12 protein-coding genes are annotated in these 14,643 nt (G+C 72.1%); 4 read left to right on the forward strand and 8 right to left on the reverse strand.

The features are described from left to right. Positions 1-153 precede the first annotated feature (153 nt). A complete protein-coding gene (locus ACFVXG_RS02740; RefSeq protein ID WP_387923581.1) occupies positions 154-2,934 on the reverse strand; it encodes an SdrD B-like domain-containing protein in 2,781 nt (926 codons plus the stop codon). Between the two features lie 426 nt (positions 2,935-3,360). On the opposite strand from ACFVXG_RS02740, the gene ACFVXG_RS02745 reads away from it, so the two are divergent. Next, positions 3,361-4,071, forward strand: a complete 711-nt coding sequence (locus ACFVXG_RS02745) for a TetR/AcrR family transcriptional regulator (RefSeq protein ID WP_387923583.1) — start codon at positions 3,361-3,363, stop codon at positions 4,069-4,071. A gap of 81 nt (positions 4,072-4,152) precedes the next feature. On the opposite strand, the gene ACFVXG_RS02750 is transcribed toward ACFVXG_RS02745, so the two are convergent. The 7 genes from ACFVXG_RS02750 to ACFVXG_RS02780 all read right to left on the reverse strand — a co-directional run bounded on the left by ACFVXG_RS02750 (position 4,153) and on the right by ACFVXG_RS02780 (position 9,869). Continuing rightward, positions 4,153-5,790, reverse strand: coding sequence for an amidohydrolase (locus ACFVXG_RS02750; protein ID WP_387923584.1), 1,638 nt, complete (start codon positions 5,788-5,790; stop codon positions 4,153-4,155). Between the two features lie 46 nt (positions 5,791-5,836). Then, positions 5,837-7,255, reverse strand: a complete 1,419-nt coding sequence (locus ACFVXG_RS02755) for an APC family permease (RefSeq protein ID WP_387923878.1) — start codon at positions 7,253-7,255, stop codon at positions 5,837-5,839. A 236-nt stretch (positions 7,256-7,491) separates the two neighbouring features. Beyond that, positions 7,492-7,653, reverse strand: coding sequence for a YqaE/Pmp3 family membrane protein (locus ACFVXG_RS02760; RefSeq protein WP_350507016.1), 162 nt, complete (start codon positions 7,651-7,653; stop codon positions 7,492-7,494). A gap of 145 nt (positions 7,654-7,798) precedes the next feature. Then, positions 7,799-7,972 (reverse strand): CsbD family protein, encoded by a 174-nt coding sequence (locus ACFVXG_RS02765; protein WP_387923586.1) that lies wholly within the window; start codon positions 7,970-7,972, stop codon positions 7,799-7,801. A gap of 104 nt (positions 7,973-8,076) precedes the next feature. Beyond that, complete coding sequence (locus ACFVXG_RS02770; protein WP_387923588.1) at positions 8,077-8,232, reverse strand: DUF6131 family protein; 156 nt, start codon at positions 8,230-8,232, stop codon at positions 8,077-8,079. A gap of 431 nt (positions 8,233-8,663) precedes the next feature. Then, positions 8,664-8,957 carry a helix-turn-helix transcriptional regulator gene (locus ACFVXG_RS02775; protein ID WP_387923590.1) on the reverse strand — a complete coding sequence of 98 codons (294 nt, stop codon included), beginning with the start codon at positions 8,955-8,957 and terminating at the stop codon, positions 8,664-8,666. A 102-nt stretch (positions 8,958-9,059) separates the two neighbouring features. After that, positions 9,060-9,869 carry a YhjD/YihY/BrkB family envelope integrity protein gene (locus ACFVXG_RS02780; protein ID WP_387923592.1) on the reverse strand — a complete coding sequence of 270 codons (810 nt, stop codon included), beginning with the start codon at positions 9,867-9,869 and terminating at the stop codon, positions 9,060-9,062. Positions 9,870-10,178: 309 nt separating this feature from the next. Between ACFVXG_RS02780 and ACFVXG_RS02785 the strand changes: the two genes are divergently transcribed. The 3 genes from ACFVXG_RS02785 (at position 10,179) to ACFVXG_RS02795 (ending at position 14,574) form a co-directional block, all read left to right on the forward strand. After that, positions 10,179-12,122, forward strand: coding sequence for a glycoside hydrolase family 5 protein (locus ACFVXG_RS02785; protein WP_387923594.1), 1,944 nt, complete (start codon positions 10,179-10,181; stop codon positions 12,120-12,122). A 171-nt stretch (positions 12,123-12,293) separates the two neighbouring features. Beyond that, a complete protein-coding gene (locus ACFVXG_RS02790) occupies positions 12,294-12,815 on the forward strand; it encodes a signal peptide protein (protein WP_387923596.1) in 522 nt (173 codons plus the stop codon). Between the two features lie 343 nt (positions 12,816-13,158). After that, positions 13,159-14,574 (forward strand): family 2B encapsulin nanocompartment shell protein, encoded by a 1,416-nt coding sequence (locus ACFVXG_RS02795; RefSeq protein WP_387923598.1) that lies wholly within the window; start codon positions 13,159-13,161, stop codon positions 14,572-14,574. The last annotated feature ends 69 nt before the right edge of the window (positions 14,575-14,643 follow it).

The raw sequence follows: 14,643 nt of genomic DNA on the forward strand, positions 1-14,643 counted from the left end.
GTGGGGGCGGGGGCGGCCTTCCGCCTCCGTGTGCGGGGCGGGTGCCCCCCCCCCGGGGGCGCCGGGGTCCCCCCCGCCCCCCCCCCCCCCCCGGCCGGGGCGTCACCCCGTCAGGACGGGATGACCGTCAGGACGGGATGACCGACGGTACGGCTATCGGTGCTGGCCCCGGCGTCGGCGCACCACCAGGAACAGTCCCGCACCGAGGGCGATCAGCACCGCGGCGCCGGTCGCGATCAGCGGCAGCCCGCTGCTGGCACCGGTGTGCGGGAGTTCGCCGCCGGGAGCGGGCGCCGGCGGGGCCGGCGTGCTCGGCGGGGTCGTCGGCGTCGACGTCGGGGTCGGCGTGGACGACATGGTGGGCGTCGGGGTGGGGATCAGCTTGTTGACGGCGGTGACGCTGACCCCGTCCTCCAGGTTGTCGGCGGTGAGCACCAGCGGCCCGAAGACCGTGTTGTCGGGCGCCGAGTAGCCGTCGGGCGGGCTCAACTCCTGCCAGTAGTACGTCCCGGGCACGCCGGTGCCCTGGCAGATGCCGTCGTTGCCGGTGGTGCAGGGGTCACCGACGGGCGTGTCCGGCTTGGTGCCGGTGGTCTGCAGGCCGTCGGTGCCGTTGGTCTCGTGCCAGAGCTGGAACTTGGCACCGGCCAGCAGCTTTCCGTCCTGGTCGTTCTTGACCAGCTTCAGCGCGCCTTCCTGCTGGCGGTAGCCGAAGTCGAAGGTGTGGTCGTTCTCGCCCGGTCCGCCGGTGGTCAGCGCCCGTTCGGGGAACTTGGCGCCGGCGGGGACGATGCCCTTCGAGTCGATGAAGTGGTTGTCGCCGACGTCGTGGTCGGTGGGCACCCAGTGGTACAGCGGGCCGCCCTTGGCGTAGTCGGCGGGGTTGTCGATCCGGATGGTGTACTTGGTGTGCGGCTTGAGGCCTCCGGGGACGTCGCTGTTGTCGAAGTAGTACTCGCCGCGCGCCGTCGTCTTCGTGGTGCCGACGACCTTGCCCGACTCGTCGTAGAGGTTGACGGTGGCGCCCTTGACCGGGGTCTGGCCCGGGTTCTGGATGCCCTTGCGCTCGGGGTCGTACCAGACCCGGTTGCCGATCTGCAGCGGCGCCTGGTCGCAGAGCACTTCCAGGTCACCCATGGCCGCGCCCTTGCCGAACGGCGAGCCGGTGCCCGCCGGGGTCAGCCGCAGGCCGAACTTCGGGTCGTGGCTGCCGTTGGAGCGCTCCATGAAGGAGGTGCCGTAGCCGACCGCGGTGTGGTCCGGGTCGAAGGCGGAGCCCGCGACGGTGCTCTCGACCTTGGAGAGCGCGATGCCGGCGAACACCGTGTTGTGGTGCCCCACCTCGTCCCAGCCGGTGGAGAAGAACCGGGCGCCGCGGACGGTCTTGCCGCAGCCGAGGTTGACGTCCATCACGTACGTGCCGTTCGACGGGCAGGCCTTGTTGAGGTCGCCGCCGGACATGACGGTCGCCGAGTTGGGCGCCGGGGCGCCCGGTCCGCGGTCGGCGAAGCGGTCCTTGAAGGCCAGCAGCATCGAGCCGTCGGTCTCGAACAGGATCTCGCCGAGCTCGGGCTCGGGGAACGCGATGGTGGAGTTGCCGCAGACCTTGCCGTTCTGCGAGGCCGGGAAGGTGCTGGTCCACGCGAACCAGCCCGCACCGTCGCACGGGCCCGAGCCGACGGTGGACTGGCGCGGGTAGTCCAGCGGCTGGTCCAGCACCGCCTTGCCGAACGCCCCGGTGCCGAGGTCGAACGGCAGGACCAGGGCGCGCACGTCCGTGAGCTTGCCGGTGGACTCGCCGGAGCAGACCCCGCCGAGGAAGCCGGTGCCGTCCTGCAGACCGAGACCGTACGGCCGCCAGTCCGCAGCCGACGGGCAGCCCGGGTCGGGGATCGGGTAGACGGCCTTCGGGGCCGAGGCCGTCGGCGCGGTGGCGTCGTAGCGGTAGAGCTTGCGGTCGTTCAGGTTGACGACGAACAGGTCCTTGCCGTCGTCGGTGATCTTGACGCCGCCCAGGCTCTCCTTTCCGGGCACGTCGAGGAAGGCGTCGTCCGTCCCCGGCCCGTGCGCGGTACTGCCCGCGTTCGGGACGGTGGTGAAGACGGTCGTCTTCCCCGGCTTGGTGGGGTCGCTCATGTCGGTGACGTAGATCCCGCCGGAGCCGGCCGGGCCGTAGTCGGTGGTGCGCTTGGCCGTCGCCGCGGAGAACACCCGCTTGTCGGCCTTGTTCCAGGCGATGCCGAAGATCGTGCCGGTGTCGGCGTCGGTGGCGACGTTCGTCGCGACGACGTCCTTGCCCGGGCCCTCCTGACCACGCGAGTTGTACGGGTAGGAGACCAGCGTGCGCTGGGACTTGCCCTGGTAGGTCGGCGTCTGGCAGGCGGTCACCAGCGGCGCGTTCTTCTGGCAGTAGTCCGCCGGGTTCCAGAGCCCCGTGGTGTAGGAGACGTTCTTGCCCCCGCTGAGGTCGACGAACTCCTCGTTGGAGCTGAGCTGGTTCGGCGCGCCGTCCAGGCCCTGCCGCGAGGCGAAGGCCGGGAAGAGCACGCCCGGCTTCGGATTCACCACCTGGACGCGGTACTTGCCGCCGGTGGCCTTGCCGGTCGCGGGCGCCAGGGTGACCGTGCCGTCCGCCGCGGTGGTGCCGTCGATCGAGACACCGGCGTCGTCGGTGAGCGTCACCTTGACGCCCGCCATGTTCGGCTCCAGCGCCGGCGTCCACGTGCCGGAGTCGTCCACGGCCCGGATCACCCGGACCGTGACCGTCCCGTCGCCGGTCTGCGAGACCGCCGCCGGGACCGCCGCCAGCGAGCTGCTGCCGACGACGACGGCGAGTGCCGCGAGGCGGCCCACGATGCGACGGCCGGGCCGGCCCGGCCGCGACCGGTCCGGGCCGCGCGCGGCGCCGTCCTTCAGTTGATTCGTTGTGTTCATCCCTGCTCTCATCATCCAAAGAGCCCAAACGGCCCGACTTCGTGAGGGAGCCCACAGCGTGGCCTGAAACCGCTGTGATTAACGTGAGCTTAAAGGGAATTCACCCAACCGGGTGGCCGATCGTGGAACTTTGATGACCTGTCAGACGTATCCATCACAACTTGCCTGATGAACAGTCATCTCTCGACCGCTCCCACCAGCGGGGATGCAGACCTCCACGCGCCCTCGGCACAGAACAAGCACCATATCGACAAAGTCGCTCGACCACGGAGGGTGACCGACCCTCGAACAGCACTACGAATGCCCCGGGAATTCGGCACGGCTTGCACAGAACTGCCCACGATTCATTCCGACTCAGCAGTCCCAGGAGCAACGTTCGCCCGCAGCCCTGTTCTACGTCAACGTCGCTGACATAACCTGCGGGGCATGAGCGAACGCGTGGTCCCCGAGCCCCAGCGCCGTCGGCGGCGGCCCACCCGACAGGGCGTCGTGCTCTCCCGGGAGCTGATCATCGACACGGCGCTGCGCCTGATCGAGCAGCACGGCGCCGAGGCGCTCACCGTGCGACGGCTCGGCGCCGCGCTCGGCGCCGACCCCAGCGCCGTCTACCGCTACTTCCACAGCACCGACGACCTGCTGCTGGCCATCGCCGACGAGCTCATCGGCCGCGCCCAGGCCGGCTGGCGGCCCACCGGCGACTGGCGCGCCGACCTGCGGGCCATCGGCCTGCGGATCCACACCGCCTACCTCGCCCACCCCCAGGCCGCCCTGCTCGCCGCCCACCGCACCACCGGCCGCACCCACGAGGCGGCCGCCGTCGAGGCGATCCTCGGCGTGCTGCGCACCGCCGGCTTCCCCGACCCGGAGGCCGTCGCGATCTACCACTCCTTCGTCGACCAGAGCCTCGGCTTCGCCGCCCTGGACGCCGCCGCGCTCGCCCTCCCCGCCGCGGCGGCGACGGCCGACCTCCAGGTCTGGCAGGCCTCCTACGGCCGTCTCGACGCCGCCACCCACCCCCACATCGCCGCCACCGCCCACCTGCTCTCCACCGACATGCGGCGCAGCGGCTATCCGTACGCGCTCGACCTGCTGCTCGACGCGGCCGCGGCCCGGCTGGCTGCTGCTGAGAAAGGCTGAACCGGGCCGCCGGGCGGCGGGCCCGACGGTGGCAACGGGCTCGGGACGGGTCCGACCCGCCCCGAGCCCGGCCGCCCGCGATCAGTCCGCCGCGTGGACGAGTTCACCCCCCACGTAGGTGCGCAGCACCCGGGCGTCGGCGATCTCCTCCGGGGGGCCGGTGAGGATGTCGCGGTCGAGCACGACCAGGTCGGCGAGGTGCCCGGCCGCGAGGGTGCTGGCGTCGTCGTGGCCGTTCACGTGGGCGGATCCGGCGGTGTAGGCGGCGAGCGCGGAGGAGAGGTCGAGGCGCTGCTCGGGCAGGAAGACCCGGCCGTCGGTGGCTCCGGGCTCCATCCGGTTGACGGCGACGTGCAGGCCGGCCAGCGGATCCGGGCTGCTCACCGGCCAGTCGCTGCCCGCCGCCAGGGTGGCGCCCGCACGCTGGAGTCCGCCGAAGGGGTACTGCCAGGCGGCGCGTTCGGGGCCGAGGAAGGGGATGGTGAGTTCGTCCATCTGCGGTTCGTGGGCGGCCCACAGCGGCTGGATGTTGGCGACGGCGCCGAGCCGGGCGAAGCGGGGCAGGTCGTCCGGGTGGACCACCTGGAGGTGGGCCAGGTGGTGCCGGGTGGCGCGCCGGCCGTTCTTCGTCCGGGCGGCCTCGACGGCGTCCAGCGCCTCGCGGACCGCCCGGTCGCCGAGGGCGTGGAAGTGCACCTGGAAGTCGAGCGCGTCGAGTTCGGTGACGTATCCGCACAGGGCGGCCGGATCGACGAAGCTGAGGCCCGAGTTGGCGGTGGCGCAGCCGCAGCCGTCCAGGTAGGGGCTGGTCATCGCGGCGGTGAAGTTCTCCGCGATGCCGTCCTGCATGATCTTCACCGACCCGGCCCGGAACCGGCCGTAGCTCAACTCGGCCCGTCGCCGGACGAGTTCGGGGATCTGCTCGGTGCCGCGCGCACGGTCCCACCAGAGCGCGCCGGTGACCCGGGCGGTCAGCGCGCCGGAGCGGGCGGCGGCCAGGTAGGCGTCGGACGGGTCCGGCTGGCCGTTGAAGACCCCGAGCAGGGCGTCCTGCCAGCCGGTGATGCCGAGCGAGTGCAGCAGCCGTTGGGCCCGGAGCAGGCCGGTCAGCCGCTGGGCGGCGGTGGCCGCCGGCACCAGGTGGGCGACCAGGCCGGTGGCGCCCTCCTGGAGGGTCCCGGCCGGGGTGCCGTCGGCTTCGCGTTCGATCCGGCCGTCGGCCGGGTCGGGGGTGTCGCGGGTGAGGCCGGCCAGTTCCAGCGCGCGGGTGTTGGCCCAGGCGCCGTGGTGGTCGCGGTTGGTCAGGTAGACCGGGCGGTCGGGCACGACGGAGTCGAGCAACTGCCGGGTGGGCAGGCCGCCTTCGAAGCTCTCCAGGGACCAGCCGCTGCCGGTGATCCACTCCTGGTCGGGGTTGGCCTCGGCGTAGCCGCGGATCCGTTCCAGGTACTCGGGCACGCCGACCGTGCCGGTGAGGTCGCAGGCGGCCAACTCGACTCCGCCGTACACCGCGTGGACGTGGGCGTCCTGGAACCCGGGCAGCAGCAGCTTGCCGGTGAGGTCCACGACCTCGGTGCGCGGCCCGATCAGTGCGCGGACCTCGTCGTGCCCGACGGCGGTGATCCGCTCGCCGGTCACGGCCAGGCTGCTCACCCGGGTGCGGGCGGCGTCGCCGGTGTGGACGGGGCCGTGGGTGAAGACCAGATCGGCCTCGGTCATGGGTGGTGCTCCGTTCGTGCGGTACGGCGGGGGGTCAAGCGCCGGGTCAGGCGGTCGGGTCGAGGAAGTAGGGTGCGCGCCGCCGCCAGCGGGCCCAGGCCGCCGACGGGAGTCCGGTGACGATCATCAGTACCACCACGGTCAGCTCGAACCAGCCGTTGTCGGCGGAGAGTTCGAAGTGGTCGGTGGAGTCGTAGAAGGTCCAGGCCAGGTAGCCGCCGACGGCGAGCAGGGCCGCCGCGCCGAGCAGCGGGCCGACCACGGCGCGCAGGCCCTGCAGCGGGTCGGTGCGCAGCAGGCCGCGGAAGCGGACGGCGGAGGCGACGGCGGTGAGGGCGTAGTAGAGGGCGACGATGATGCCGATCGCGTTCACGGCGGCGGATATCAGGTCGTTGACGGTGGGGATGGCGATCGAGGCGAGGGCGAGCAGGACGGCGAACCCGGTGACCAGCAGGGTGCCGACGGCGGGCGTGGCGTGCCGGGGGTGCAGCCTGGTCCACACCGGGCCGAGCACGCCGTCGCGCCCCATCGCGTACATCCCGCGCGCGGTCGGGATCACCGAGGACTGCAGGGAGGCCACGGCGGAGAAGGTCAGCGCGATCAACGGCAGGGCGGCGAGCGGCTGGTGGGCGAGCCTGGTGCCGAAGTAGGTCAGTCCGTGGGCGCCGTTGTCGGCCAACTCGTCGAGCGGGAGCACCCGTTGGAAGGCCGTCCCGGCGAGCAGGAAGAGCAGCATCATCACCACCAGGGCGAGGAAGCCGCCCCGGGAGGCGTCGCGCGGGTCGCGGACCTCCTCGCCGACGCTGAACACGGACTCGAACCCCCAGTAGCAGAACACCGCGAGCACCATGCCCTGGGCCACCGCGCCGAAGGAGGGCAGGTCGAAGGGGTTGTACCACTGGAGGGAGAACGGCTGGTCCCCGGCGAACAGCCCGTAGCCGCAGAAGCCGAGCAGCACCGCGTACTCGAAGACCAGCAGCGCCTTCTGCAGCCGGGCGGCGAGGTCGAGGCCGCGGACGGCGACCAGGGCGGCGCCGATCAGAACGACCAGGCCGAGCAGGGTGCACTGGACGGTCGAGTCGGCGTCCAGGCGCAGCCCGGCGATGCTGCGCAGGTGCGCCTGGTCGAGGAGTTGGATGACCGCCGAGCCGGTGACGGTGGTGGTGTAGGCCATGAAGACCACCGTGCCGACGGTGTTGACCCAGCCGGTGAGGAAGCCCAGCCAGGGGTTGAGCGTGCGGCCGACCCAGCGGTAGCTGCTGCCGGCGTCCGGTTCGACCGCGTTCAGCCGCCCGTAGCCGCCCGCGATGGCGAGCACCGGCAGGAAGGCCAGCAGCATGATCGCCGGCAGGTGCAGGCCGACGACGCCCGCCATCAGGCCGAGGCCGATGCCGATGCTGCTGGTGGCGGCCGTGCTGGAGGCGGCGATGACCGCGCCGTCCAGCAGGCCGATGGACTTGTGCATGGCGCCGTGGGCCGCGCCCGCTCTCGGGCCGCTGCCCGTTTCGTCCTTCACCGTCGATGCCAACGGATCACCGCCTAGCTCGTGGGGGGTGTGGGGGTGGGGGAAGTGCGAGCCATGAAACCGGCGGCGTGGTTACACGTCAATGCTGTTGTCATAAGCGTCCCGCAGGCGCTGTTCACCCCTTCCGCCGGTCGAGGCCGCCGGTATTCCCCCCCAGCCCGGCCATCTCGCCGGGTTCAGTCCTTGACGACCTGGTAGATGCCGTAGACGACGCCGGGTACGTGACCGCACAGCTGCAGGAGGAACGCCCAGAGCACCTTGATGCTCGGGCCGTCCTTGATGAGCACCGCGAGACCCGGCAGGACCAGGCACAGCAGTATCAGCAGAACCTTCACCATGATCGTCCCTCGATTCACGCCTGTGGGCCCAACTCCGTTCAGGAGTCGGGCCCGGAGGGGATCCGCGGGCGCCTCCCCCGGCTCCGTACAGGGCCGGGCGGGCTCAGCGTCCCGGGGATCCGTGGGAGGCCGCGAGGCCGGGCGGTCAGTGCTTCAACGCATCCTTGATCTTCTCGCCGGCCTGCTTGAGGTTGCCCTTGGCCTGGTCACCGCGGCCCGCTGCCTCCAGGCTGCGGTCGCCCGTGGCGCGACCGACGGTCTTCTTCACACTGCCCTTGACCGCTTCGGCCTTGTGGGCGGCCTTCTTGCCGATACCCATGACTGGTTCCTTTCGTGATCGCGACCGGTGGAGTGGACGCGGCAGCCTCCGCCGACGGACCCCGGTCGGTCCTGGTGAGCGGCGGGAGAGCGGACGGCCCGCGCCTACCAGTAGTGCCGGCGGCCGCCGACCTCGTGGCCGACCGCGCCCATGACCATCAGGACGAGGCCGATGAGGAGCAGGATGATGCCGACGGTCCACAGGATGGAAATCCCGGTGACGAATCCGATGACGAGGAGGATGACTCCGAGGAAGATCACGACGAACTCCGTTCTTCCGCCCTTGCGATGTGATCCTTCGCCGGCGCGGAGGGGACTGCGCCTTCCCCGTTTTCGGCCGTCGATTCGGGAATCCCGGAATTCCTTCATTTCTCGTTCGGCCTCACGGGGTGTCCTCGTGCCCGTTGCGCAGGGGGCCGGAGGCGCTTCCGGCAGCGCTCGACCCGGTTACCGGCCGCGATGACCGCCAGGGTCCGGTCGGCGCGGTGCGCGGTGTTGCGCTTCTCCTGCCGGGGGGCACGGGACGACACCTCCAGCGTCTGCCGAATCCCTTCTCACGTCAACCGATACGTGAACGGTGATTCGTCAATCGCGAGACGTGCATCCGGCCTCCTGCGATGGACACGTGGTCCGCGGAATCCGAGGAGTGCGGGAACGAACCGGACGATCGCCGCCCCGCGGGGAGGACGCGGTCAGCGCAGCAGGACGGCCAGCAGTTCGGCCAGCGTCGGGCCGCTGTCCGCGGGGTGACGCAGCTGTTTGCCGTCGATGACGTGGTAGACGTTGGAGCGTCCGACGCGCTGGTGGCTGAGGTAGCCCTCCGCCTCCAGGTCGGCGATGATCCGCTGGACCGCTCGCTCGGTCAGCAGGCAGCGTGTCGCGATGTCCCGCACCCTGATGCCCGGGTCGCGGGCGATCTGCACCAGGACGCGCGCGTGGTTGGTCAGGAACGTCCACCGGTGTACGGCCGCCGGGTGTGCTTCCACCTCCTCAGGATAGGACGATCGCGTCACCCGGGACATGGAGCCGAATTCGCGCGCACCCTCCGGATGGCATGACGGCCGGATGCGGCCCCGGCCCGGCCGGTACTACGGCCCACGGCGGGCCCGGACCACGCCTCGCCCGGCCAGCGCACCGCCGTAGACGGTGTAGCCGACGCCGATGAGCCAGGACTGGACGACCAGCACCGTGCCGACCGTCCCGTACGAGACCGCGTTGGACACCAACAGGGGCGAGAAGACCAGCCGGGAGAAGAGACGCAGGCCCGTCAGCGCCGCCACGGTCGCAACCGCTCCCGGGAGCAGGTCCCGGGGAGGGACGCGCCCGGCGAGGAGCAGGTGCTGGAGCCACCAGAACAGCAGGACGCCGCCGATGGTCGTCGCGGCGATGCGGGCGGTGGGCTGGAAGGTCGAATGACGCCACGGCGTGCTGCTCCATGCCGCCAGCACGATGTAGCCGATCAGCCCGGCCAGGCCGAGGGTCTGGCGCCAGACCGCGTGCCACGGGCCGCGGTCGAGCCGCCAGATGCGCTCGTAGACGCCCTGGACGGCGGCCATCAGGGAGACCCCGAAGACGGCCAGCGCGGCCAGGCCGAAACCGGTGGTGGTGCTGAGCACCTGGCCGCGGGAGACGAAGAGCCGGGTGACGGCGGTGGCGCCCTTCCCGGTGAGGCCCAGGCCGTCGGTGATCCACTCGGCGATCCCGCTGCCGCGCGAGGGGAAGGCGGCCGCGATGACGATCAGCAGAGGAACGAGCGTCACGAAGAACAGCGCGGCGAACGCCATCGACCGTTGGAGGAGTTCGATGGTCCGGCCCTGTTCCCACACGTCGTGGGCCACCGCCCGCAGGACCTGCCACCAGGTACGGGCGGGCGGTGCGGCCCGGTTCCGGCGGGACACGTCACCCCCGGGGGGCGCCGCGCGGCGCCGGTCGGTTCACGGTCACGGGATCGTCGCCGTGCTCGGCGCCCGTCGGCTTGTGCATCCCGTCAGGATGCCACCCGGCGGGGCACATTCGGCGCTCACCGTCACGGCCGGGTCGGGCCTGACCGTCACGGGGCCCACGCACGGTCGCCTGTCCCCTTTCACCACCGGCGAGTGGTCGTGCGGCCCCCACGGGCAACCGGTCCAGGGTCTCGTCCTGAACAGTTGTTCTGACGTACCGTCGACAAGCCCTGCCCCCTCGCCACCCCGTCCTGGAGACATCCCGTGACACCCATCCGCCCGGCCCGCCGAGCCGTGCTCGTGGTGGCGGCCCTGCTGGCCGCCCTCGCAAGCGCCGTCCCCTCACCCGCACAAGCCGCCCCGGCCGCCCCGAGCACCCCGACCGCCGCGCCCGTGCTGACCGGCGCCCGGCTCGCCGCCTCCTGGAGCGGCCCGCTGAGCACCCGGGGGCGGTACGTGGTCGACGCGAACGGCGACCGCTTCAAGCTCAAGGCGGGCAACTGGGCGGGCGCCCAAGGCACTTGGGAGGGCAGCGGCTCGACCACCGACCCGTCCCACAACCAGGCCGGCCAGGTCTCGTACAACATCCCGCTCGGCCTGGACCGGGCGCCGCTCGGCCAGATCCTGACGGGCTTCCACGGCCTGGGCCTGAACGCCGTCCGGCTGCCGTTCGCCAACGCGCTGATCCACGACAGCGGCACCGTCCCGGACTCCGCCGTGGCCGCCAATCCGCAGCTCAGGGGCAAGACCCCGCTCCAGGTCTACGACGCCGTCGTGGCCGCGCTGACCGCCGACGGGTTCGCCGTCATCCTCAACAACCACACCACCAGCTACCGCTTCTGCTGCGGCCTGGACGGCAACGAGCGCTGGAACAGCGGCCAGAGCACCCAGCAGTGGGAGGACGACTGGGTGTTCATGGCGAACCGCTACAAGTCCGACAAGCGGGTGGTCGGCGCGGACCTGCGCAACGAGGTGCGCCGCGACACCTGGGACAACCCCAACTGGGGCCTGGGCGACGCCCACGACGAGTACGCCGCCTTCGAGGAGGCCGGAAACCGGATCCTCCAGGCCGACCCCGACCTGCTGGTCATCATGGAGGGCATCAACTGGTACGGCATCCCCGCCGCCGGGTTCTCCCACGGCCGGCCGATGCTCACCCCGGTGGCGACCCTGTCCAACACCCTGACCCGGTCCGACAAGCTGGTCTACGCCGCCCACTTCTACGCCTACACCGGCCCGGCCAACACCGGCGCGGGCAGCGGCCCGGGTTCGACCTCCGACCCGCGCTACGAGGACTTCACCCCCGAGCAGCTCGCCCAAGTGGTGAACCAGGAGGCCCTGTTCGTCACCCAGGACGGCCAGCACTTCACCGCCCCGGTCTGGGTCAGCGAGTTCGGCGCCGCCGGCCGCGGCTCGACCGACGCCAAGGAGCAGGCCTGGTTCGACCGCTTCACCGACGTCCTCGCCGCGAACGACACCGACTTCGCCGTCTGGCCGCTGGTCGGCTGGCAGCACGACGGCGTCCCGAACGACAGCTGGGCGCTGCTCTCCTACGACACCGCCGGCCGGCAGCTGGGCCTGAACGACCCCGGCGACTGGCGCGCCGCCGACTGGAACAAGCTGGTGAACGCCCCTTCGTACACCGGACAGGTCGCACCGGTCGCCCGCTGGAACATGCTCGACCTCGACCACGGCGACCAGAACGTCTCCGCCCGGATGCTGGGCCTGCCCGACTGGAGCCCCGGCAACCGCAAGGGCGACTGCCCGGACGGCCAGCGCCTGGCCGGCCTCGGCCGCGGCAGCAGCCGGGGCCTGTGCACCGACACCGGCCAACCCGCCCTCGGCACCGGCGACTGGGTGAGCGTCACCGACCAGCGTTACGTCACCGGCGGCGACTGGGCCTCCGGCTACGACAAGCTCCAGTGCCCGGACAACACCTTCGCCGTCGGCTACGGCGTCCACAACAACGCGATGTCCGCGCTGCTCTGCGCCCCGGCCGCCACCGCGCTGCCCACCACCGGCCGCACGGTCTGGTTCGACCACGGCGACAACCGGCCCGCGAACGGCGGCTCGGTGGCCAGTGACTGGGCGCCCGGCTCCTACAAGGGCCAGTGCACCGACGGCGAGTACGTCGCCGGGGTCGCCGACACCTGGCGGTGGCTCCAGTACGGCGCCCCGGACGCGCTGCTCTGCCGCCCGCTGGGCTGACCTGCGGGAGCCGACCCCCGGGAGCCGACCCGTACCCGGCGGATGCGCCATCCGCCGGGCACGTGCAAGGTGGTGGAGTACGAACCGCCCGGCCGGCGACCGTCCGTGGCCCCGCGGACACCGTCCGCCGGGCGACCGGCCCCCAGCCGCCCCTCGACCGAAGGAGGCGCCATGCCGACCAGGACGATCCCCCGTCGGGCTCTGGTGCTGACCGCCGCCGCCCTCGCCGTCCTGCCCGCCACGGCGCTCACGGCGCCCGCGCGGGCGGCCGCCGCGCCCCCGGCCGCCGCTGCCACCGCTGCCACCGTGTCCGGTCCGGCCGCCGCCGTGCCGGTGCGATTCGTGGAGCTGCCCGACTCCGCGCTGCCGACCGACCGGGCGCCGCACCGGATCACCTTCAGTTACAGCAACGACACCCCGACGGATCAGACCATCGCCCCGCAGATCCTGGTCGAGTCGCCCCAGCGGGGCCCGTTCCTCAGCACCTCCGACGTCCGGCTGGAGCTGCGGGGGACGGACGGCCGCTGGCACACCGTGCCGCTGGCCAGCCAGACCGGCACGCTGTACACCGCGCTGATCCCGGCGAAGATCGTCCTGCACTCCGGCCACACCCTCACCGAGAGCTACCGGCTCACCGTCCTGCACGGACCCGCCCGGGGGACGGTCGAGCCCCGGATCGCGGTCTACGCCTGAGCCGACGGCCCCCGCGCGCAGCGGCGGCAGGCGCTGCCCCCGCACGACGGCGGCAGCAGCCACCTGCCCCCCAGCCGGTCCGGCCGGGGTGCCCCCGCCGTGCGCCCCAACCCGCCCCCCGTGCTTCCAAGCCGTGCTTGGGGAAGCATCGGCACCCGTTATAGAAAGCTCACCCGTTCGAGTGAGTTTGGCGGCCTTGAGTCACCCATTCGCGCAGCGGCTGTCCGCTATCCGGTGCCTTCAAACGTGCTCACGACAAACAGTTCCAGCGGCAAGAATCGGCGAGGCGCTCCGACGCCCCGTCGGATCCCGTCTCCCACACCTGCCGCAGAGGGGACCAGCCGTGACCACCCAGGCCGTTCCGCAGAACCAGCCCAGCCAGCAGAGCCTCAGTACCTCCGCCGCCCGCAACCTCGCCACCACCACCAAGACCGTCCCGCAGATGCTCGGGATCACCCCGCGCTACCTGCTGCGGGTGCTGCCCTGGGTGGACCTGGAGGCGGGCGTCTTCCGGGTCAACCGCCGCCGGGGCTTCATCCTCGGCGACGGCCTGGTCAGCACCTACGTCGACGGCTCCGGCGCGACCCGGGTCATCGCCGAGGACCTGCGCGAACTGGCCTTCCTCAGCCAGGTCGACAGCCCGGTGCTCACCGCGCTCGCGGCCGGGTTCACCGAGCGCGAGGTCGCACCCGGCGAGCTGATCGTCGACGCCGACGGCCCGGCGGAGCAGCTGCACGTCCTCGCCTCCGGCCGGGCCGAGAAGCGCGCCGACGGCGCCTACGGCCAGGACGCCCTGCTGGCGGTGCTCGGCGACGGTGACTTCTTCGACGCCGCCGCCTGGGCCGCCGGCTCCGCCATGCCGTACCGGGTGAAGGCCGTCAGCACCTGTACCGTGCTCACCCTGGACCGCCGGCTGCTCACCGAACTCGCCGACCGGGAGCCCTCGTTGCGCGCCCAGCTGGACGAGTTCGCGGCCGCCCAGGCCCCGACCGACGCCGAGCACCCGATCGCCCTCAGCTCCGGCCACTCCGGCGAGCCGTACCTCCCGGAGACCTTCGTCGACTACGACGAGGCCCCGCGCGAGTACGAGCTGAGCATCGCCCAGACCGTGCTCAAGGTGCACACCCGGGTCGCCGACATCTACAACTCCGACATGGACCAGGTCCAGGCCCAACTCCGGCTGACCGTCGAGGCGTTGCGCGAGCGCCAGGAGTGGGAGATGCTCAACCACCCCGAGTACGGCCTGCTCAACAACGTGGTGCCGACCCAGCGGGTGCGCACCCGCGGCGGCGCGCCCACCCCGGACGACCTGGACGAACTGCTCGCCCGGGTCTGGAAGCAGCCCGCGTTCTTCCTGGCCCACCCGCGGGCGATCGCCGCGTTCGGCCGCGAGTGCACCCGGCGCGGGGTGCCGCCGCAGATCGTCGAGCTGTTCGGCAGCCCGTTCCTGACCTGGCGCGGCGTGCCGCTGCTGCCCTCCGACAAGCTGGACCTCAAGGGCTCGGCGAACTCGGCGCCCGGCACCACCAACATCCTGCTGATGCGGGTCGGCGAGGAGCGCCAGGGCGTGGTGGGCCTGCGGCCGGCCAAGGTCCCGGACGAGGTCGAGCCCGGCCTGGCGGTGCGCGCGATGGGCGTCGACCGGCAGGCCATCACCTCCTACCTGGTGACCAGTTACTTCTCGACCGCCGCGCTCGTGGACGACGCCGTCGCCGTGCTGCAGAACGTCGAGGTGTCCAACTACCATGACTACTCCTGACGGATTCGGGCGCGGCACCGGCGTCAACGGGGCACCGGGCGCGTCGGGCACCCCGGGAGCGACGGGACC

It is taken from the genome of Kitasatospora sp. NPDC058162, assembly GCF_042884005.1.
Taxonomy (GTDB): domain Bacteria; phylum Actinomycetota; class Actinomycetes; order Streptomycetales; family Streptomycetaceae; genus Kitasatospora.

Excerpts from the sequence above, each read along its gene's own strand:
- ACFVXG_RS02765 (WP_387923586.1), bottom strand. The coding sequence starts at position 7,972 with ATGGGTATCGGCAAGAAGGCCGCCCACAAGGCCGAAGCGGTCAAGGGC.
- ACFVXG_RS02790 (WP_387923596.1), top strand. The coding sequence starts at position 12,294 with ATGCCGACCAGGACGATCCCCCGTCGGGCTCTGGTGCTGACCGCCGCC.
- ACFVXG_RS02760 (WP_350507016.1), bottom strand. The coding sequence starts at position 7,653 with ATGGTGAAGGTTCTGCTGATACTGCTGTGCCTGGTCCTGCCGGGTCTC.
- ACFVXG_RS02750 (WP_387923584.1), bottom strand. The coding sequence starts at position 5,790 with ATGACCGAGGCCGATCTGGTCTTCACCCACGGCCCCGTCCACACCGGC.
- ACFVXG_RS02740 (WP_387923581.1), bottom strand. The coding sequence starts at position 2,934 with ATGAACACAACGAATCAACTGAAGGACGGCGCCGCGCGCGGCCCGGAC.
- ACFVXG_RS02755 (WP_387923878.1), bottom strand. The coding sequence starts at position 7,255 with ATGCACAAGTCCATCGGCCTGCTGGACGGCGCGGTCATCGCCGCCTCC.
- ACFVXG_RS02745 (WP_387923583.1), top strand. The coding sequence starts at position 3,361 with ATGAGCGAACGCGTGGTCCCCGAGCCCCAGCGCCGTCGGCGGCGGCCC.